15 protein-coding genes are annotated in these 20,007 nt (G+C 71.3%); 7 read left to right on the top strand and 8 right to left on the bottom strand.

Annotation, left to right across the window (positions count from 1 at the left end; genetic code table 11):
- Positions 1 to 21 precede the first annotated feature (21 nt).
- The 8 genes from gyrB to mutM form a co-directional block, all read right to left on the bottom strand.
- Positions 22 to 2,451, bottom strand: coding sequence for a DNA topoisomerase (ATP-hydrolyzing) subunit B (gene gyrB / locus LQ222_RS08535; RefSeq protein ID WP_230165773.1), 2,430 nt, complete (start codon positions 2,449 to 2,451; stop codon positions 22 to 24).
- A gap of 66 nt (positions 2,452 to 2,517) precedes the next feature.
- A complete protein-coding gene (gene recF, locus LQ222_RS08530) occupies positions 2,518 to 3,672 on the bottom strand; it encodes a DNA replication/repair protein RecF (protein ID WP_308071578.1) in 1,155 nt (384 codons plus the stop codon).
- Between the two features lie 50 nt (positions 3,673 to 3,722).
- Positions 3,723 to 4,271, bottom strand: a complete 549-nt coding sequence (locus LQ222_RS08525) for a TerB family tellurite resistance protein (RefSeq protein WP_230165771.1) — start codon at positions 4,269 to 4,271, stop codon at positions 3,723 to 3,725.
- A gap of 24 nt (positions 4,272 to 4,295) precedes the next feature.
- Positions 4,296 to 5,426 (bottom strand): DNA polymerase III subunit beta, encoded by a 1,131-nt coding sequence (gene dnaN / locus LQ222_RS08520; protein ID WP_230165769.1) that lies wholly within the window; start codon positions 5,424 to 5,426, stop codon positions 4,296 to 4,298.
- Between the two features lie 578 nt (positions 5,427 to 6,004).
- Positions 6,005 to 7,441, bottom strand: a complete 1,437-nt coding sequence (dnaA, locus tag LQ222_RS08515; RefSeq protein WP_230165767.1) for a chromosomal replication initiator protein DnaA — start codon at positions 7,439 to 7,441, stop codon at positions 6,005 to 6,007.
- A gap of 268 nt (positions 7,442 to 7,709) precedes the next feature.
- Positions 7,710 to 7,988 carry a 30S ribosomal protein S20 gene (rpsT, locus tag LQ222_RS08510; protein ID WP_230165765.1) on the bottom strand — a complete coding sequence of 93 codons (279 nt, stop codon included), beginning with the start codon at positions 7,986 to 7,988 and terminating at the stop codon, positions 7,710 to 7,712.
- Between the two features lie 138 nt (positions 7,989 to 8,126).
- Entirely contained in the window at positions 8,127 to 8,903 is a 777-nt protein-coding gene (locus tag LQ222_RS08505; protein ID WP_230165764.1) for an enoyl-CoA hydratase, read from the bottom strand.
- Positions 8,904 to 8,961: 58 nt separating this feature from the next.
- On the bottom strand, positions 8,962 to 9,843 hold the full coding sequence (gene mutM / locus LQ222_RS08500; protein WP_230165763.1) for a bifunctional DNA-formamidopyrimidine glycosylase/DNA-(apurinic or apyrimidinic site) lyase: 882 nt from the start codon (positions 9,841 to 9,843) through the stop codon (positions 8,962 to 8,964).
- A 43-nt stretch (positions 9,844 to 9,886) separates the two neighbouring features.
- Between mutM and LQ222_RS08495 the strand changes: the two genes are divergently transcribed.
- From LQ222_RS08495 to LQ222_RS08465, 7 genes are all read left to right on the top strand, one after another.
- A complete protein-coding gene (locus tag LQ222_RS08495; protein ID WP_230165762.1) occupies positions 9,887 to 10,636 on the top strand; it encodes a class I SAM-dependent methyltransferase in 750 nt (249 codons plus the stop codon).
- A gap of 1 nt (position 10,637) precedes the next feature.
- A complete protein-coding gene (gene coaBC, locus LQ222_RS08490) occupies positions 10,638 to 11,810 on the top strand; it encodes a bifunctional phosphopantothenoylcysteine decarboxylase/phosphopantothenate--cysteine ligase CoaBC (RefSeq protein ID WP_230165761.1) in 1,173 nt (390 codons plus the stop codon).
- Positions 11,807 to 12,262: a dUTP diphosphatase gene (dut, locus tag LQ222_RS08485; RefSeq protein ID WP_230165760.1), complete on the top strand. Its 456-nt coding sequence runs from the start codon at positions 11,807 to 11,809 to the stop codon at positions 12,260 to 12,262. The genes coaBC and dut overlap by 4 nt, the downstream gene beginning before the upstream one ends.
- 332 nt (positions 12,263 to 12,594) lie before the next feature.
- On the top strand, positions 12,595 to 13,797 hold the full coding sequence (gene nhaA / locus LQ222_RS08480; protein WP_230165759.1) for a Na+/H+ antiporter NhaA: 1,203 nt from the start codon (positions 12,595 to 12,597) through the stop codon (positions 13,795 to 13,797).
- A gap of 181 nt (positions 13,798 to 13,978) precedes the next feature.
- Positions 13,979 to 15,418 carry an efflux transporter outer membrane subunit gene (locus tag LQ222_RS08475; protein WP_230165758.1) on the top strand — a complete coding sequence of 480 codons (1,440 nt, stop codon included), beginning with the start codon at positions 13,979 to 13,981 and terminating at the stop codon, positions 15,416 to 15,418.
- Positions 15,415 to 16,881: an efflux RND transporter periplasmic adaptor subunit gene (locus LQ222_RS08470; RefSeq protein WP_230165756.1), complete on the top strand. Its 1,467-nt coding sequence runs from the start codon at positions 15,415 to 15,417 to the stop codon at positions 16,879 to 16,881. Before LQ222_RS08475 ends, LQ222_RS08470 begins: the two co-directional genes overlap by 4 nt.
- A 6-nt stretch (positions 16,882 to 16,887) precedes the next feature.
- The gene (locus LQ222_RS08465; protein WP_230165755.1) at positions 16,888 to 20,007 is read left to right on the top strand and encodes an efflux RND transporter permease subunit; all 3,120 of its coding nucleotides are present in this window, start codon (positions 16,888 to 16,890) and stop codon (positions 20,005 to 20,007) included.

The raw sequence follows: 20,007 nt of genomic DNA, 5'->3' as shown, positions 1-20,007 counted from the left end.
CCGATGGTTGCGCAACCAGCCTCAGACGTCCAGGTTCGCCACCTTCAGCGCATTGCCCACGATGAAGTCGCGCCGGGGTTCCACCAGGTCGCCCATCAGGGTGGAGAAGACCTGCTCGGCGTCCTCCACATCCTCGATCCGCACCTTCAGCAGGGTACGCACCGCCGGGTCCAGCGTGGTCTTCCAGAGCTGGTCGGGGTTCATCTCGCCCAGGCCCTTGAACCGCTGGATCGCCAGGCCGCGGCGGCCCTCGGCGATCAGCCGGTCGAAGGCGAGCATCGGGCCATGGACCGCGACCTCGTTGGAACCGAGCAGCAGCGCCGCCGGTTCCGCGCCGGCGAAGTCGGCCGCCAGCCGGTCGCGGCGTTCATCCAGCCAGCGTGCCTCGGCGCTGCGCAGCGCGGTCGCATCCAGCGTGTGGCGTTCGTTCACGCCGCGCACGGTGCGCGCCAGCGTCAAACCGTTCTCGCCGCTGCTGATGACCCAGCCGCGCTCGTTCTCCGGCGCCAGGGCGTTCAGCCGCGCGGCCAGCGCCTGCGCCGCCGCGGTGGCGCGGTCGGCATCGAGCGTCAGCGCGCCGGCCACCGCGGCCTGCTCGACGATGTCGCCCGGCACCTGGCCGGCCAGACGCCGGATGCGCGATGTCGCCTGGCGATGGAATTCGACCTCGGCCTGGAGGTCCGTCGCGGTCAGCAGGCGTCCGTCAAAGAAGCGGATCGACGCACCACCCGTCGCCTTCTCGAGCAGGTAGTCCTCGAGCGCGCGGTCGTCCTTGAGGTAGCGTTCCTCGTTGCCACGCTTGGCGCGATAGAGCGGCGGCTGCGCGATATACAGGTTCCCGCGCTCCAGCAGCTCCGGCATCTGGCGGAAGAAGAAGGTCAGCAACAGCGTGCGGATGTGCGAACCGTCCACGTCTGCGTCGGTCATGATGACGATGCGGTGGTAGCGCAGCTTGTTCGCATCGAAGCCGCCCTCGGACGGATCACCGCGGCCGATGCCGGTGCCCAGCGCGGTGATCAGCGTGCCGATCTCCTGGCTGCCGAGCATCTTGTCGAAGCGCGCGCGCTCGACATTCAGGATCTTGCCCTTGAGCGGCAGGATCGCCTGGAAGGCGCGGTCGCGCCCCTGCTTGGCGGAGCCGCCGGCGCTGTCACCCTCGACGATGAACAGTTCCGACTTCGCCGGGTCGCGTTCCTGGCAATCGGCCAGCTTGCCGGGCAGCGAGGACACATCCAGCACGCCCTTGCGCCGCGTCAGCTCGCGCGCCTTGCGCGCGGCTTCCCGCGCGGCGGCGGCGTCCATGATCTTGCTGACGACGTCCTTGGCTTCCTTCGGATGCGTCTCGAACCAATGGGTCAGCGCGTCGGCCACCGCGGTATGCACGATCGGCTGCACTTCGGAGGAGACCAGCTTCTCCTTGGTCTGGCTGCTGAACTTCGGGTCCGGCACCTTCACCGAAAGCACCGCGGTCAGCCCCTCGCGCATATCCTCGCCGGCGAGCGCGAATTTCTCCTTCTTCGCAAGCCCCTCGGCCACCTTGCCCACCACGCGCGTCAGCGCCTGGCGGAAGCCGGCCAGGTGCGTGCCGCCGTCGCGCTGCGGGATGTTGTTGGTGAAGCAGAGCATCGTCTCGTGGTAGCTGTCGTTCCAGCGCACCGCGATCTCGACGCGCATGCCGTCGTGATCCTTCGACATCACGCTGATCGGCTGCGCGAAGACCGGCGTCTTGCCGCGGTCGAGCCACTCCACGAAGGCGACCAGGCCGCCATCGAACTTGAACACCGCTTCCTGCACATCGGTATGGCGTTCGTCGCGCAGCGTGATCGCCAGGCCGGAATTCAGGAAGCCCAACTCGCGCAGGCGCCGTTCCAGCACCGCGAAGTCGAACTCCACCTTGGTGAAGGTGCCCGCCGACGGCTTGAAGGTCACCTCGGTGCCGTTCGGATGATCCGACGGGCCGACCAGCGTGCAGGGCACCACCGTCTCGCCGTGTTCGAAGCGCAGGCGGTGCTCCTGGCCCTCGCGCCAGATGCGCACTTCCATCCATTCGGACAGCGCGTTCACGACCGCCGCACCCACGCCGTGCAACCCGCCCGAGACCTTGTAGGAATTCTGGTTGAACTTGCCGCCGGCATGCAGGCGCGTCAGCACGACTTCGGCCGCGGAGATGCCTTCCTCGGCGTGGATGTCGGTCGGGATGCCGCGGCCGTCGTCGCGCACGGTCACGCTGCCGTCGCCGTTCAGCGTGACATGGCAGGACGTCGCGAAGCCGGCCTGCGCCTCATCGACCGCGTTGTCGATGATCTCGAAGGCCATGTGGTGCAGGCCCGATCCATCATCGGTGTCGCCGATGTACATGCCGGGCCGCTTGCGCACGGCTTCGAGGCCGCGGAGCACGGTGATGGAGGCGCTGTCGTAGGCGTCGGATTCGGGACGCGCGGGCTCGCTCATGCGGCGCGCTCACTCCTGCTGGAAAGGGGATCTGAAGCGTGTTTGCAATATAGGCGTTTCCGCCCCTCAAGGCGACCCGGTTTCGCCCGCCGGCAGCAGGATTCCGGGCCGCGCCACGACGATGTCCGCGATGCCCCGCAACGGGCGGAAAACCTCGGTTTCCGTGCCGGTCAGGAAGACCTGCGCGGGCAGCGCCGCCAGCGCGGCGAACAGCGCCTCCCGCCGCGCGGTATCGAGGTGCGCCGCCACCTCGTCCAGCAGCAGCAGCGGGGCGAAGCCGCGCGCCTCGGCGATCAGCGCGGCATGGGCCAGCACGGTCGAGATCAGCAGCGCCTTCTGCTCGCCGGTCGAGCAGATCTCGGCGACCTGGTCCTTCGGCACATGCACCAGCGTCATGTCCGCGCGATGCGCGCCGCGCGCAGCCCCCCCGGCAGCGGCATCGCGCCGCCGGTCAGCCGCCAGCGCCACGCGCAGCGCATCCTCGACCGCCAGCGCGGGCTGCCCCGCGAGCGCCGCGGCGATCGGACAGACCAGCTCCATGCGTGCCGCGGGAAACACCCCCGTCGCCGCGCCGGAGGCCATCACCGCGTTCAGCCTCAGCGCCAGCGCGCGCCGCGCGGCGGTGGCGGCGACCGCGTGGCGTGCCATCGCATCCTCCAGCCCGGCGAGCCAGCGCGCATCCCCGCGCCCCTGCGCCAGCAGCCGGTTGCGCTGGGACATCGCGTTGTCATGCGCCGCGACCTCCCGCGCATGCGTCGGCTCCAGCGCCCAGGCCAAGCGATCCAGGAAGCGCCGCCGCCCCGACGCGCCCTCCTGGAACAGCCGGTCCATCTGCGGCGTCAGCCACACCGCGGCCACGCGATCCGCCAGCTCCGACTGCGTGCGCAGCGGCTGGCCATCGAGGCGAAAGACGCGGCGGTCCGAGGTGCCTTCGGGGTGAGACCCGGTGCCAAGATCGAAGGCGCCCGCTGGCGTGTCGAAGCGTCCCGCCGCCGCCCAGGGCCGCGCCGCGCCATCCACGCGCCGCCCGAGTTCCCCCATGCGCGCCCCACGCAGCCCCCGCCCGGGACCGATCAGCGAGATCGCCTCCAGCAGGTTGGTCTTGCCCACGCCGTTCTCGCCGGCGATCGCGACGATCGCCGCGTCGAAGCCTGCGTCGAGCGACGACCAGGAGCGGAAATCGGCAAGTCGCAGGCGAATGAGGCGGAGCATCGGCTGCATGTGGTGCGGTGCTCCTCGTCAGGCGCGCCGCAACCGACGCGGCCTGCGGGCTACCGAGGCCGGGCGGTCTCGGATGGCGGCAGTTCGAGGCGCTCGCGCAGCCGCTCCAGCGCATCGACCTGGCTGTCGGTCGGCGGTCCGTCCACGGCGGCGACGCTCCAGGCCATGTCCAGCAATTGCTGGCGCTCGACCGGCTGCAGCTTCTCGCGCCAGAGCTTCGCCAGGGCGCGCGACATGTCGTTCGGTTCGGTCACCTGCCCGGCCGCCCAGATGGCGTAGGTGGTCATGCCATCCGGATCGCTCACGCCGATGCGCGTCGCCAGGTGCTGCCGGATGATGTCCTCGGCCTTGCGGCTCGGCGCCATGCCCTTCTGCGCGGCGATGCCCGCCATCATGATGGCGGCGGCCAGGGCCGGGTCGTCCACCGCGGTCAGGGTCGATCCTTCGACCTTGGTCCTGAAGCGGTGCCGCCGGAACGCGCCCCGTGCGCGCTCAGCGACATCGATGACGTCGCGCGCTGCCTCGGCACCCTGGCGCATCCGGAACCACCAGAAGGCGAAGCCGCCGGCCATCGCGGCGATCAGCATCAGGATGTGCATGGCGTGATCGCCCGGACCCGCGGACTACACCCGCATGGGCATCAGCACATACAGCGCCTCGGGCTTCGCGGCGTCCTTCACGATGGTCGGCGCCGCACCGTCGGCGAACAGGAATTCCAGGCTCTCGCCGATCTGCGCGGTGATGTCGGTCAGGTAGCGCGCCTGGAAGCCGATCTCGAGCGGCGTGCTTTCGTAGGACACCGCATCGCCGTCCAGCTCCTCCTGCGCCTGGCCCTGCTCCGGGCTGGCGGCCGAGAGCAGCAGGTTGTTTCGAGAGATGGACAGCTTCACCGGCCGCGAGCGCTCCGACGAAATCGCCGCGACGCGCGCCACCGCTTCCTCGAAATCCTTCTTCGGCACGGTCAGCTTCTTGTCGTTGCCGCGCGGGATGACGCGCTCGTATTCCGGGAAGGTGCCGTCGATCAGCTTCGAGGTCAGCGAGACGGTGCCCAACGCGAAGCGGATCTTGGTGTCGGACAGGCGGATCTCGATCTCGTCCTGCGTTTCCTCGGCCAGCTTGCGGACCTCGTTGACGGTCTTGCGCGGCACGATCACGCCGGGCATGCCCTTGGCACCCTCGGGCAGCGGTTCCTCGACACGCGCCAGGCGATGGCCGTCGGTGGCCACCGCGCGCAGCACCGCGGTGCCATCGCTGTCCGCCGCGTGCAGGTAGATGCCGTTCAGGTAGTAGCGCGTTTCCTCGGTGCTGATCGCGAAGCGCGTGCGGTCGATCAGGTCGCGCAGCACGCCGGCCTTGATGGCGAACTTCGTCGGCATCTTGCCCTCGGTCATCGAGGGGAAGTCGTCGACCGGCAGCACGGACAGCGTGGTGTTGAACTTGCCCGCGCGCAGCGAGAGCGGTCCATCGCCGCCGCCATGGTCGAACTCCACGCGCGCGCCCTCGGCCAGCTTTCGCACGATCTCGTACAGCGTCGAGGCCGGCGCCGTGGTCCGGCCGCCGCGCGTGACGGTCACGCCGGCGACATCCTCGACCACCGCGATCTCCATGTCGGTGGCGGTGAGCGTCAGGCTGCCTTCGGTCTTGGCGTCGATCAGCACATTCGCGAGGATGGGGATGGTGTTGCGCCGCTCCACCACGCTCTGCACATGCGCGAGAGCCTTGAGCAGCACTGCCCGGTCGACCGTGAACTTCATCGCTGCACCCGACGCCCCGATCCTGTGGCAGCCGCCGCATCGCAGGATGCGGGACCGCCGGTGTCCCCCGTGGTTCCCCCGCGGACACCGGGGCCGAATCGGCCCGCGCGGCGGCCGGCCGAGGGGGCCGCACCATATCAGCGGGATTCCGGGGGGGAAAGGCGGGAATGCCACGCCAAAAGGGCGGAAATCCAGGCCGGTGCCCAGAATCGGAAGGATCGTGCGGATGCACGATCCGCCAGTGCACGGCGCGCAAGCCAAGCCGCCGGAGGCGGCGCCCGGCGCCCGAGGAACCGCACAAACACCCGGATCGTGCGGATGCACGATCCGCGAGCGCACGGCGCGACCGCGCCCAGACCATCGACGGCCGCCAATGCGTCCGTGCACGGCGCGCAAGCCCGCCGCCGGAGCCGGAGCCGGCGCCCGAGGAACCGCACAAACACCCGGATCGTGCGGATGCACGATCCGCGAGCGCACGGCGCGACCGCGCCCAGAACCCCACAGGCCGCCAATGCGCCAGTGCACGGCGCGCAAGCCAAGCCGCCGGAGGCGGCGCCCGGCGCCTGAGGGCAAAAAATCTACGTCTCGAGCATCCGCCGCAGCAGCTCGACATCCTCGGCAAAGGCGGAATCCGCCTGCATCAGCTCGGAGATGCGCGACACCGCATGCATCACCGTGGTGTGGTCGCGGTTGCCGAAGCGCCGGCCGATCTCGGGCAGCGAGCGCGAGGTCAGCTGCTTCGCCAGGTACATCGCAACCTGGCGCGGCCGCGCCACGGCGCGCGCGCGCCGCGCGCTGCTCATGTCGGTCAGGCGGATGTTGTAGTGCTCGGCGACCTTGCGCTGGATTTCCTCGATCGTGACGCGGCGATCATGCGCGCGCAGGATGTCCTGCAGCACTTCCTGCGCGTTCTCGAGCGTGATGGCGCGGCCGAACAGGTTGGCATGCGCGATCAGGCGGTTCAGCGCGCCGTCCAGTTCACGGATGTTGGACGTGATCTTGTGCGCGAGGAATTCCTGCACGTTCTTCGGTACCTCGACGCCTGCGGCCATGGCCTTGGCGCCCAGGATCGACAGGCGGAGCTCGAAGGTGGTGGCGTGGATGTCGGCGACGATGCCGCAGCCCAGCCGCGTGCGCAGCCGGTCCTCGAGCCCATTCAGGTCCGAGGGCGACTTGTCGGCGCTGACGACGATCTGCTTGCCGGCATCGACCAGCGCATTGAAGGTGTGGAAGAACTCCTCCTGCGTATTGTCCTTGCCGATCAGGAACTGCAGGTCGTCGACCATCAGCACGTCGACCGACCGCAGGCTCTCCTTGAACTCCATGGTGGACTGGCTGCGCAGCGCGGCGATGAAGCGGTACATGAACTTCTCGGCGCTCATGTAGGCCACATTGCGCGCCGGTTCGCCATCGCGGATCGCCCAGGCGACCGCGTGCATCAGGTGGGTCTTGCCCAGGCCCACGCCGCCATACAGGAACAGCGGGTTGAAGCCGGGCAGCGCGGGCTTCTCGGCCACGCGCCGCGCGCAGGCATGGGCGAATTCGTTGGGCTTGCCGACGACGAAGGTGTCGAAGGTGAAGCGCGGGTCGAGCGGCGCCGACCAGTCGCCGCGCGCATCGCCGCTGCGCGCGGCCGCCTTGCCGGCGGAGAGCGGTTCCGCGAGGCCGTGGCGCCGCGGCGGCCCGTCACGACCGGCGGGCGCCGCGTCCTCGGCATCCTCGACCGGGCGCTGCGGGCCCAGCCGGACATCCACGCGGCGCACCGCGGGGCTTTCCTGCTGCCACAGCGCGCTGAGACGATCGCCATAATGGCTGCGCACCCAGTCGCGCAGGAAGCGGGTCGGCAACACCACGACGGCCTCGTCGCCCTCGATGGCCGCGAGCGTCATCTGGCGCAGCCAGGTGCGGTATTCGACCTCGCCCACTTCCTCGCGAAGACGGCCACGGATGCGCGCCCAGGCCTCTCCCATCGCCGCGGCGGAGAGCGACGGACCCGACCCGGCTGGCTTCTCCATGCGACCCCCTGCCCCCTCGTGCATATACCGGGGTGCTTTCCCCGGACCCCTCGCCGCAGCCCCTGCCGGGCCGTCGGTCGAGCCACCCCCCATACAACGCCTCCGAGACTAGGCCTCGGCGCGTGCAGCACAAACAACAAATCCGTAATGCGCCTGGGTCAACAAACAACGCACGCAGAACGGCGGCCGCGATTCATCATCGCGACTCCCGTTCTGCAAGTATTGAAAGTGTCGTGACTTCGCGACCGCTATCCGGGTCGCGACGTTTTCAGGAAGCCGCGGCGGTTCCCAGCGACTTCACGCGCGCGGACAGGCGCGAAACCTTCCGCGCGACCGTGTTCGCATGCAGCGTGCCCTTGGTCACCGCGCGCTGCAGCTCGGGCTGCGCCGCGCGGAAGGCTTCCTGCGCGGCGGCCTTGTCGCCGGTCGCGATGGCTTCCTCCAGCTTGCGCACGAAGCTGCGCACGCGCGACTTGCGCGCCTTGTTGCGCGCAACGCGCTTCACGTTCTGGCGGATGCGCTTGCGCGCGGACGCGGTGTTCGCCATGGGGCTTGCGGCTCACATCAATCAGAGGTTCTAGGCTATCGCGCACCGAAGGCCGGCCGCGACGAAGGCGGCGGTTCTAATGCGGTCCGGCGCGGCGCGTCAAGCGGGCGGTGCGCCGGACCATCGGGCTGCGCCCGCTCAACGGTTGCCGAAGGCCGGCTTGCGCTTCTCCGCGAAGGCCGACATGCCCTCCTTCTGGTCCTCGGTCGCGAACAGGCTGAGGAACAGCCGGCGCTCAGTGCGCACGCCCTCGGTCAGGCCGCCTTCGAAGGCGGCGTTCACCGCTTCCTTGGCCATCGCGACCGAGGGCGCGGACAGCGCGGCGATCTTGGCGCCGATCTTCACCGCCTCGGCCAGCAGGTCGGCGGCCGGCACCACGCGGGTCACCAGGCTGGCACGCTCGGCCTCCACAGCGTCCATCATGCGGCCGGTCAGGATCATCTCCATGGCCTTGGACTTGCCGACCGCGCGCGTCAGCCGCTGCGAGCCGCCGGCACCCGGGATGATGCCGAGGTTGATCTCCGGCTGGCCGAACTTCGCGGTATCGGCGGCGATGATCAGGTCGCACATCATCGCCAATTCGCACCCGCCGCCCAGCGCGAAGCCGGCCACCGCGGCGATGACAGGCTTCCTGATCTCGAGCACCGTCTCCCAGCGCTCGGCGATGAAGTCGTTGAAATAGACCGCGGGGAAGGTGCGGTCCTTCATCTCCTTGATGTCGGCGCCGGCGGCGAAGGCCTTCTCGCTGCCGGTCAGCACGATGGCGGCGATCGCCGGGTCGGCATCGTAGCCGCGCAGCGCCTGGCCGAGCTCGGTCATCAGCTGGTCGCACAGGGCGTTGAGCGCCTGCGGGCGGTTCAGCCGGATGATGGCGACGCGCCCCTCGGTCTCGGTCAGGATCATCTCGTAGGGCATGTGCCGCCTTCCTTGCCGTGTGTGTGCCCCGCGGCTGTAGCGCAGCGCGGCCGGCGCCTCAACGCTGCGCCCGCGCGCAGAAAAAGGTGGACCGGCCGGATTGCACGATGCGCTGGATGGGGGCGGCGCAATGCGGGCAGGGCGCGCCCTCCCGCCCATAGACCGCGAAGGTGTCCTGGAAGCGGCCCAGTTCCCCATCGGCGCGGACATAGTCGCGCAGGGAAGACCCGCCGGCGCCGATGGATTCGGCCAGCACCGCCTTGATGGCGGGCACCAGCCGCGCTGCGCGCACCCCAGCCACGCTGGCCGCCAGCCGCCGGGGCGAGATGCCGGCGCGGAACAGCGCCTCGCAGACATAGATGTTGCCCAGCCCCGCCACCACGCCCTGGTCCAGCAGCGCCGCCTTGATCGGCGTATGCCGACCGACCAGCGCGGCCGACAGCACGGCATCCGTGAAGCCCTCCTCCAGCGGCTCCGGCCCGAGGCCAGCCAGCAGCCGGTGCGAATCCTCCGCCGCCGTCGCCACCAGGTCGACCGACCCGAAGCGGCGGGGGTCCACGAAGCCGACGCGCCAGCCATGGTCGGTCGCGATCACCAGGTGCTCATGCGCCTCGGGCGGCGCATTGTGACCGCGCGTATCGGAGGCCGCGCCCAACGGACCCAGCCGCGCCACCGGCGCCGCCCCGGCCGGGCGCGCCACCATGCGGCCGGACATGCCCAGGTGGATCAGCAGGCTCTCGCCGCCCTCCAGGCGCATCAGCATGTATTTCGCGCGGCGGCGGAACGACAGCACGCGCCGGCCCTCCATCCGGCGCACCAGGCCGGCCGGGAAGGGGAAGCGCAGGTCGGGTCGGCGCTGCTCGACCTCGGTGATGCGCTGCCCCTCCAGGACCGCGGCCAGGCCACGCATCACGGTCTCCACTTCGGGCAATTCGGGCATGGTGCCTCCCCTTTCGCGTCCGGCACGCTATGTTGCCGGCATCATGAGCGACAGCCCCCAGGACCAGGCCGATTTCGGCTTCCGCACCGTGCCCCGCGCCGAGAAGGCGTCGATGGTGCGCGATGTCTTCGAAAGCGTGGCGCCGCGCTACGACGTGATGAACGACCTGATGTCGCTCGGCATCCACCGGGTGTGGAAGCGCATCTTCGTCAATGCCATCGCGTGTTCGCCGCGCGAGACGCTGCTCGACCTCGCCGGCGGCACCGGGGACATCGCCTTCCTGGCGAAGGAACGCGGCGCCGGGCGCGTCATCCTGACCGACGTGAACCCCGCCATGCTGGAGGTCGCGCAGACCCGCGCCCTGGACCGCGGCCTGGCCGAGGGCATCGCCTTCATGGTGGTGGATGCCGAACGCATCCCGCTGCCCGACCGCAGCGTCGAGAAGATCTCGATGGCCTTCGGCCTGCGCAACTGCACCGACAAGGACGCGGTGCTGCGCGAGGCCCGGCGCGTGCTGCGCCCGGGCGGGCGGTTCCATTGCCTGGAATTCTCGCGCCTGGAAGTCTCGGCGCTGGTGCCGCTGTATGACGCCTGGTCCTTCAAGGCGCTGCCGGCGATCGGCGAGCGCGTGGCCAAGGACCGCGACAGCTACGAATACCTGGCCGAAAGCATCCGCATGTTCCCCGACCAGGAGACGCTGGCCGGCATGATGCGCAAGGCCGGGCTGGAGAAGGTCGCGGTGCGCAACCTGTCGGGCGGCATCGTCGCGATCCATACCGGGTGGCGGCTGTAGCGTGCGGGTCCTGCTGGTCGTCTCGGGATCGGTCGCCGCCTACAAGGCGTTGGAGCTGACGCGCCTGCTGCGGCGCGACGGCGCGCAGGTGATGGCGGTGCTGACCGCCGGCGGCGCGCGCTTCGTCACCAAGGAAGCCCTGGCCGCGATCACCGGCGAACGCGTGCATGACGACCTCTGGGCCGCCGAGGCGGAGATCGGCCATATCCGCCTGGCGCGCTGGCCGGATTTGGTCGCCGTCGTGCCGGCCTCGGCCGACCTGCTGGCGAAGATGGCGCATGGCATTACCGACGACCTAGCGACCTGCGTGCTGCTGGCGACGCGCGCGCGGGTGCTGGTGGCACCCGCGATGAACCCCGCCATGTGGGGCCACCCGGCGACGCAGGCCAATGTCGCGACGCTGCGCGGGCGTGGCGTGGCGATCATAGGCCCCGATGACGGGCCGATGGCCGAACCGGAATCCGGCCCCGGCCGCCTGGTGGAACCGCCCGCGCTGCGCGACGCCATCGCCGCCGCGCTGGCCGATGGGCCGCTGAAGGGGCGCCACGTCATCGTCACCTCCGGCCCGACGCATGAGGCGATCGACCCGGTGCGCTACATCGCCAACCGTTCCTCCGGCAAGCAGGGCCACGCCATCGCCGCCGCGCTCGCTGCGCTGGGCGCGCGCGTCACGCTGGTCAGCGGCCCCGTGTCCCAGCCCGACCCGCCCGGCGTCACCGTGGCGCGGGTCGAATCCGCCCGCGACATGCTGGCCGCCGTGCAGGCTGCGCTGCCCGCCGATGCCGCCATCTGCGCCGCCGCCGTGGCCGATTGGCGCACCGCGCGCGAGGCCACGCAGAAGATGAAGAAGGTGCCGGGCGAAGCGCCGCCGCCGCTCGACCTCGCGCTGAACCCCGACATCCTTGCCACGCTGGCAGCCCCCGGCCCGCGCCGCCCGGCCCTGGTGGTCGGCTTCGCCGCCGAGACCGAGGCGCTGGTGGACAACGCGATCGCCAAGCGCGCGCGCAAGGGCTGCGACTGGATCGTGGCCAACGACGTCTCGGGCGACGTCATGGGCGGCGCCGAGAACGCCGTCCATCTGGTCACGCCGGCCGGCGTCGAGGACTGGCCGCGCCTGCCCAAGCCGGAGGTCGCACGCCGCCTCGCCGCGCGCATTGCAAAGGCCCTGGCATGACCGCCACGCCCGTCATCGACGTGGTGCGCCTGCCCCATGCCGAGGGCCTGCCGCTGCCCGCCTATGCCACCGATGGCGCGGCCGGGATGGACCTGCTGGCGGCCGTCGCGGCGCCGCTGGTGATCCCGCCGGGCGGCCGCGCGCTGGTGCCCACGGGGCTGACCATCGCGCTGCCGCACGGCTACGAACTGCAGGTGCGCCCGCGCTCCGGCCTGGCGCTGAAACACGGCATCACCCTGCCCAACAGCCCCGGCACGATCGACGAGGACTACCGCGGCGAGCTCGGCGTCATCGTGCTGAACACCGGCGCCGAGCCCTTCACGGTGGAGCGCGGCATGCGCATCGCGCAGGCGGTGATCGCGCCCGTGGTGCGCGCCGCCTGGCGGGAGGTCGCCACGCTGCCCGCCACCGCGCGCGGCGCCGGCGGCTTCGGATCGACCGGGACCACCTAGGGCATGCTGCGTTCGCTCGCGCTCACTTCGCAAGCTCCAGCCTGTTGTTTTCAGGGCATCTTCACGCGTTCAGACTGAACGCGATCTGCTCTGGCGGCCGCGCAGCGCGGCAGGGCGCGGCCGGACCCGCCATGCCGCAGGCGGCCCCGGCATCCCGCCGCGGCGCCGCGGGGTTGCGAAGACCGGCGCGGGATGCGAGACCGTCGGTGGGTGTCAGGCTGCGCCATGCAGTCGGGCAGGGTCATCGTGCCGGTCGGGCCGCCGGCACCGGAGATCCGTGCCCATGCCCTGCCTCATCGCTCCCCCGTATGTTCGCGTCGCGGAGACCCGTCGTGGTTGAGGCGCCGCGCGGCACCGCCCGGCGGCCCGTCTCGGTCCTGCGCAGCTTCCTCGACAGCGAGGCGGCGGGCGGGCTGATCCTGATGGCAACGGCGGCCTGCGCGCTGTTCATCGCCAATTCACCGCTCGCCCCCGCCTATTTCGCCGCGCTCGGCGTCTATGTCGGCCCGATGAACATCGGCCATTGGGTCAATGACGGGCTGATGGCGGTGTTCTTCCTGCTCGTCGGCCTCGAGATCAAGCGCGAGATGCTCGACGGGCAGCTCGCCTCCTGGTCGAACCGCGCCCTGCCGGGGATCGCGGCGGCGGGCGGGATGGTGGTGCCGGCGCTGGTCTTCCTCGCCTTCAATGCCGGGTCGCCGGAGACGGCGCGCGGCTGGGCGATCCCGACGGCGACCGACATCGCCTTCGCGCTCGGCGTCATGTCGCTGCTGGGGCCGCGCGTGCCGGCGGCGCTGAAGGTGTTCCTCGCGGCGCTCGCGATCCTCGACGACCTCGGCGCCGTCATCATCATCGCGCTGTTCTATTCGGGCCAGTTGTCGACGCTGGACCTGGCGCTGGCCGCCGCCGCCCTGGCGGTGCTGTTCGGCATGAACCGCGCCGGTGTCGCGCGGCTCTGGCCCTTCCTGCTGGTCGGGCTGGTGCTGTGGTTCTTCGTGCTGCGGTCGGGCGTGCATGCCACCATCGCCGGCGTGCTGCTGGCGCTGGCCATTCCACTGCGCCCGGCGCCGGCGCGGCCGGACGACATGGCGAGCTCCCTGCTGCACCGGCTTGAACATGCGCTGCACAAGCCGGTCGCCTTCCTGGTCGTGCCGGTCTTCGGCTTCGCCAATGCCGGCGTCTCCTTCGCCGGGCTCACGCTGGAGACCGCGCTGCAGCCGCTGACGCTCGGCATCGCGCTCGGGCTGTTCCTGGGCAAGCTGGTCGGCGTGTTCGGCGCCTCGGCGTTGGCGATCCTGCTCGGCGTCGCCTCCCTGCCGTTCCGCGCATCCTGGATGCACATGGTCGGCGTCGCGCTGCTCTGCGGCATCGGCTTCACCATGAGCCTGTTCATCGGGCTGCTGGCCTTCGCCGACTACCCACAGCAACAGGCGCAGGCGAAGATCGGCATCCTGGCCGGGTCGCTGGTCGCCGGCGTCCTGGGCTGGCTGGTGCTGCGCCTGGCGCCCACCCCGCGGGAGGTCCGGCCGGGGTGACCGCGAGACCGCGCCCCGGCGCCCACGCGCCGGCGTGTCGGTCCCGCAGCCCGCCGGGGCCACGGCTGAACCACAACGCCACGTGCCGTTGCCATTCGATACTGGCCGGCCGTGCCCCGACGGGCCACATAGGGGGACCAGGGATGACCCGAGGTCCACCCACCCCCCGATGCCCGTTTCCGTGCCATCCCACCCAACCCCGCGCCGCATCGGCGCAGCGCGTCTGCTGGCGGCCGTGGCGCTGCCGCTGGGCGCCTGCGCCCTGCCGATCGAGCCTGCGGATTCCGGCATGGTCGTGCCGGCGCGCTTCGTCTCCGCCGCCATGCCGGCTGCTGCGCCAGCACCCGACGCGACATGGTGGCGGGCGTTCCAGGCGCCCGAGCTCGACCGCCTGATGGCGGCCTCGATGGCGGGGAATTTCGACCTGGCCGTCGCCGTGGCGCGCATCCGCCAGGCCGACGAGGCCCTGCGCATCACCGGCGCCGAGCTGCTGCCCTTCGTCGGCGCCAGCGGGTCGGTCGCGCGCAGCCGCGGCACCTCGGCCACGCCCGGCACGCCGGCCAATGCCGGGCGGCGCTATGGCGGCACCATCGCCGCCAGCTACCAGATCGATTTCTGGGGCGGCCTGCGCGCCCAGACCCAGGCCGCGCGCGACGATGTCCGCGCCGCGGAATTCGCCATGGGCACGGTCACGCTGACCACCCAGGCCGCGGTCGCCGGCACCCTGTTCGACCTGTACGGCGCGCAGGAACTGCTCGCGATCCAGAACGACAACCTGCGCCTGGCGGAACGCACGCTGGCCATCCTGCGCCAACGCCTGGCGGCGGGCACCGCCACCGGCCTTGATGTGGCGCAGCAGGAGAACGTGGTGGCGCAGCAGCGCGCGCAGATCCCGCCGGTGCAGCAGACGGTCGAGGCGAATACCTTCGCCCTCGCCACCCTCGCCGGCGTGACGCCGGACCAGGTAAGCGTCGCCACGGAACGCCTCGCGCGCATCCGCGTGCCGGTGGTCTCGCCCGGCCTGCCTGCCGACCTGCTCCAGCGCCGCCCCGATGTGCGCCAGGCCGAGGCCAACCTCGCCGCCGCCAGCGCCGATGTCACGGCGGCGCGCGCCGCGCTGTTCCCGAACATCACCCTGACCGCCGAGGGCGGCCTGCAAAGCATCGCCCTGCAGACCTTCCTGCGCCCGGGTGCGACCGTCTACAGCATCGCCGCCAGCCTGACCCAGACGCTGTTCGATGGCGGCGCCTTGCGCGCGCAGCTGGCGCTGACCCGCGCACGGCGGGAGGAGCTGCTGGCGAATTACCGACGCGCCATCCTGGTGGCGTTGCAGGATGCCGAGACCAGCCTCTCGGCGCTGGCCAGCGCGCAGGAATCGGCGCGGCTGCAAGCGGCACGGGCAGCGGCGGCCGAACGCGCCTATGCTATCGCCGAGACGCAGTTCCGTGTGGGAACGATCGACCTGCTGACCGTGCTCAACACCCAGGCCAGCCTGTTCAGCGCGCGGCTGGCGCTGGCGCAGGCGCAGGCCACGCGGCTCCAGGCCGCGGCCGCGCTGTTCACCGCGCTGGGCGGCGGCTGGAGCGTGGACGCCGCGCGTGCCGGGAGCCCGACCCGATGAACGAACTGCCCCGCCCGCCGGTGCCCACCACGCCGGCGACCCAGACCGAGGCCCCGGCACGCCGGCGTCGCGCCTGGCCCTGGCTGCTGCTGTTGGCGCTGCTGGGCGGCGGCGGCTGGTATGCCTGGCAGCGCGGCTGGCTGCCCTGGGTCGGGCAGCCGACGCCCGCCGCCACCGCGCCGCCGGCCGGCTTCGGCCCGTCGGGCGGGGCGCGCGGGCGCGGGGGCATCGCGGTGCCGGTCACCGCCGCGGCCGCGGCGGTCGACGACCTGCCCATCCTGCTCGATGCGCTGGGCACCGTGCAGGCGTCCAACACCATCACCGTCGTGCCGCAGGTCGCCGGCCGCATCACCGAGATCGCCTTCACCGAGGGCCAGGAGATCCGCGCCGGCGAGGTGCTGGTGCGCATCGACCCACGCAGCTACCAGGCGGCGCTCGACCAGGCGGTCGCCACCAAGGCGCAGCGCGAGGCGCAGCTGGCCAATGCGCGGCTCGACCTGCAGCGCTACACGCAGCTGGTGCGCGCCAATGGCGCGTCGCAGCAGCAGCTCGACACCCAGCGCGCCGCGGTGGCGCAGCTGGAAGCGCAGGTGCAGTTCGACCAGGCGACGATCGACAACGCGCAGGTGCAGCTGGAGCACACCACCATCCGCGCGCCCTTCGACGGCCGCGTCGGGTTGCGCCAGGTCGATGTCGGCAACCTGGTGCAGTCCAGTTCCAGCGGCATCGTCACGGTCACCCAGATCCGCCCCATCAGCGTCACCTTCACCCTGCCGCAGCAGGCGCTGCCCCAGGTGATGCAGGCGATCGCCGCCGGTCCCGTGCAGGTCGAGGCGCGGCTGCCCGACCCCGGCATCCCGCGCGTCGATGCCACCCCGCCGGCCCCCAATCCGATCGGCATGCTGGTCACCATCGACAACCAGGTGGATGCGGCGACCGGCACGCTGCGGCTGAAGGCGACCTTCCCGAACGACGACCAGCGGCTGTGGCCCGGCGCCTTCGTGAATGTCAGGCTGCAGGTCGCGCTGCTGCGCGGCGTGACGACCATTCCGCTGGTCGCGGTGCAGCGCGGGCCGGATGGCGCCTTCGCCTTCGTGGTGCAGCCCGACAACACGGTGCGGCAGCGGCCGCTCACGCTCGGCGTCGTCTCCGGCACGCAGGCGATGGTGCGGTCAGGGTTGCGGCCGGGCGAACAGGTCGTGACCTCGGGCGCGCTGCGGCTGACCGATGGCGTGCCGGTGCAGGTCGCGGCCCCGGTGGTGCCGCCCGCATCGCAGCCGCAGCGCCGCCGCCCGCCGGGGCAAGGGGCCGGCCAGGGACAACGCCCCGGCACCGGTGAGGCCCGCCCCGAAGGCGCGCCGCCTGCCGGTTCGCGTCCGGACGGCGCGCGGCGCGAGGGTGCTCGCCCCGCTGCTGCTGCCCCGCCGGCCGAAGCACCCCCCGGCGCCGCGTCGCCGCGCTGACGCGCGATGAACATCTCCGCCCCCTTCATCGCGCGGCCGATCGCGACATCGCTGCTGGCGATCGCGGTGCTGATCGCCGGGATCTACGGCTACATGCGCCTGCCGGTGTCGTCGCTGCCGGAGGTGGATTTCCCCACCATCCAGGTCACGACGCAGTTGCCCGGCGCATCGCCCGACACGGTGGCGGTGCTGGTCACCGCGTCGCTCGAACGCCAGCTCGCGCAGATCGCGGGGCTGACGGAGATCGTCTCGGTCAGCGGGCCCGGCGTCAGCCGCATCACGCTGCAGTTCAACCTGGGGCGCGACATCGACGATGCCGCGCAGGACGTGCAGGCCGCGATCAACGCGGCGCGCGGCACGCTGCCATCGACGCTGCCCTACCCGCCGACCTACGCCAAGGTGAACCCGGCCGATCCGCCGATCCTGACGCTGGCGCTGACATCGGACACGCTGCCGGTCGCGCGGCTGTCGGATGTCGTGGACACGCTGCTGGCGCAGCGCCTCGCGCAGGTGGGTGGCGTCGGGCGCGTGGCGGTGCAGGGCAACATGCGCCCGGCGGTGCGCCTCCAGGTCGATCCGCGCCGGCTGGCGGCCTACAACCTGGGCCTGGAGGATGTGCGCAGCGCCATCGCCGCAGCCAATGTCGCGGGTCCGAAGGGATCGGTGGACGGGCCGCAACAGGCCTCCGCGGTCATGGCCAACGACCAGGTGACCACGGCGCAGGGGTTCGAGGACCTTGTCATCGCATGGCGCGGCGACGCACCGGTGCGCCTGCGCGATGTCGGCGCGGCGGTCGAGGACCTCGAGAACACGCTGACCGCCGCCTGGTACAATGGCCGCCCGGCCATCCTGCTGGACGTGCAGCGCCAGCCGGGTGCCAACATCGTCGCGACGGTGGGCGCATTGCGCGCGCAGCTGGTATCCCTGGAACGCGCGCTGCCCGCTGGCACGCAACTCTCCATCGTGGCGGACCGCACCGAGATGATCCGCGCCTCGGTCGCCGAGGTGCAGCTCACCCTGGTCCTTGCGATCGTGCTGGTGGTGCTGGTGATCTTCCTGTTCCTGCGCACCTGGCGCGCAACCATCGTGCCGGGCGTGGCGCTGCCGCTGTCGATCGTGGGCACCTTCGGCGTCATGGCGCTGGCCGGCTTCACCATCGACAACCTGTCGCTGATGGCGCTGGTCATCGCCACCGGCTTCATCGTCGACGACGCCATCGTGATGATCGAGAACGTCGTGCGCTTCGTCGAGAAAGGCATGCCGCCGCTCCAGGCGGCCTATGAAGGGGCGCGGCAGATCGGCTTCACGATCGTCTCGCTGACGCTCTCGCTGATCGCGGTGTTCATCCCGCTGCTGTTCATGGAAGGCGTGGTCGGGCGCCTGTTCCGCGAATTCGCCATCGTCATGTCCGTCTCGGTGCTGGTGTCGATGGCGGTGTCGCTGACGCTGACGCCGATGATGTGCGCCTACCTCCTGCGCCCCGCCGAGGAGGAGCGGCCCGGCATCGTCAACCGCACCTTCGAGGCCGGCTTCGAACGGCTGCGGCGCGGCTATGCCACGACCCTCGCCTGGGCGCTGCGCCGCGAAGGTGCGATGCTGCTGCTGGCGCTGCTGACACTCGGCGGCACGGTCGGGCTGTACGTCGCCATGCCCAAGGGGTTCCTGCCGTTGCAGGACACCGGGATCATCGCTATCACCACCGAGGCGCCGCAGGACGTCTCCTTCCGCCGCATGTCCGCGCTGCAGCGCCAGGTGGCCGACATCGTGGCGCAGGACCCGGACGTGGTCTCGGTCGCCTCGGTCGCGGGCGCGGGCACCATCAATGCGGCGCAGAACACCGGCCGGCTGACCGTGGTGCTGCGCCCGCGCGCCGACCGCAGCGCGACTACCCAGGCGGTGATCGACCGCCTCGCGCCGCGCCTCGCCGCGCTGCCGGGCATCGTCGCCTATCCGCAGATGGTGCAGGACATCCAGATCGGCACGCGGGCCTCCAGCACGCAGTACCAGTACAGCGTGATGAACGCCTCGCAGGCGGAGCTCGCCACCTGGGCGCCACGGCTGCTGGACGCGCTGCGCGCCCTGCCGGAGCTGCGCGACGTCGCCACCGACCAGCGCGAGGACGGGCTGCGCCTGGCGCTCGATGTCGACCGCACCCGCGCGGCGCGCCTGGGCGTCACGATGCAGGCGATCGACGATGCGCTCTACAGCGCCTTCGGCCAACGCCAGATCAGCACCATCTACGGCCAGGCCAACCAGTACCGCGTGGTGCTGGAAGTGGACCCGGCGCTGGCCGGCGACCCCGCCATCATCGGCCAGCTCCGCGTGCCGGGCAGCGCCACGGTCAACGGCACCACCACCACCGCGCAGGTTCCGCTGGCGGAACTGGCCAGCATCAGCCGCGTGCCCGGGCCGCTCACCGTCACGCGGCAGGACCAGTTCCCGGCGGTGACGCTGTCCTTCAACCTGGCGCCCGGCGTCGCCCTGGGCGATGCGGTACAGGCCATCGCGCGGGCCGAAAGCGCGCTCGGCATGCCGGATTCCATGGTCGGCAGCTACGGCGGCGACGCCGCGGAATTCCAGCGCTCGCTGGCCGGCCAGGGCTGGCTGATCCTCGCCGCCATCGTGGTCATCTACATCGTGCTCGGCGTGCTGTACGAGAGCGTGATCCACCCCATCACGATCCTCTCGACCTTGCCCTCCGCCGGCATCGGCGCGCTGGTGGCGCTGTGGATCTTCGGGCTCGACCTGAACGTGGTGGGGCTGATCGGCATCGTGCTGCTGATGGGCATCGTGAAGAAGAACGCGATCATGATGATCGACTTCGCGATCGAGGCGCAGCGCGACCACGGCATGACCCCGCGCGAGGCGATCACCGAGGCCGCGATCCTGCGCTTCCGCCCCATCATGATGACGACGCTGGCCGCCATCCTGGGCGCGGTGCCGCTGGTCCTGGGCCATGGCGCGGGCAGCGAGCTGCGCCTGCCGCTCGGCATCTCGGTCATCGGCGGACTGCTGCTGAGCCAGGTGATCACGCTCTACACCACGCCTGTGATCTACCTGGCGATGGAGGATTTGCGCGCTTGGGCCACGCGCCGCACCGCGCCGCGCGCGCAGCCGGCCGAATAG

It is taken from the genome of Roseomonas sp. CECT 9278 (assembly GCF_918698155.1).
Lineage (GTDB): Bacteria > Pseudomonadota > Alphaproteobacteria > Acetobacterales > Acetobacteraceae > Neoroseomonas.
Note: the sequence above shows the minus strand (reverse complement) of the source record. Positions and strands in the feature narration are given on the sequence as shown.

Coding starts and splice junctions, on each gene's coding strand:
- gyrB (WP_230165773.1), bottom strand. CDS start 2,451: ATGAGCGAGCCCGCGCGTCCCGAATCCGACGCCTACGACAGCGCCTCC.
- dut (WP_230165760.1), top strand. CDS start 11,807: ATGACCGCCACGCCCGTCATCGACGTGGTGCGCCTGCCCCATGCCGAG.
- LQ222_RS08470 (WP_230165756.1), top strand. CDS start 15,415: ATGAACGAACTGCCCCGCCCGCCGGTGCCCACCACGCCGGCGACCCAG.
- rpsT (WP_230165765.1), bottom strand. CDS start 7,988: ATGGCGAACACCGCGTCCGCGCGCAAGCGCATCCGCCAGAACGTGAAG.
- dnaA (WP_230165767.1), bottom strand. CDS start 7,441: ATGGAGAAGCCAGCCGGGTCGGGTCCGTCGCTCTCCGCCGCGGCGATG.
- mutM (WP_230165763.1), bottom strand. CDS start 9,843: ATGCCCGAATTGCCCGAAGTGGAGACCGTGATGCGTGGCCTGGCCGCG.
- LQ222_RS08525 (WP_230165771.1), bottom strand. CDS start 4,271: ATGCACATCCTGATGCTGATCGCCGCGATGGCCGGCGGCTTCGCCTTC.
- LQ222_RS08465 (WP_230165755.1), top strand. CDS start 16,888: ATGAACATCTCCGCCCCCTTCATCGCGCGGCCGATCGCGACATCGCTG.
- dnaN (WP_230165769.1), bottom strand. CDS start 5,426: ATGAAGTTCACGGTCGACCGGGCAGTGCTGCTCAAGGCTCTCGCGCAT.
- recF (WP_308071578.1), bottom strand. CDS start 3,672: ATGCAGCCGATGCTCCGCCTCATTCGCCTGCGACTTGCCGATTTCCGC.
- LQ222_RS08495 (WP_230165762.1), top strand. CDS start 9,887: ATGAGCGACAGCCCCCAGGACCAGGCCGATTTCGGCTTCCGCACCGTG.
- LQ222_RS08505 (WP_230165764.1), bottom strand. CDS start 8,903: ATGCCCTACGAGATGATCCTGACCGAGACCGAGGGGCGCGTCGCCATC.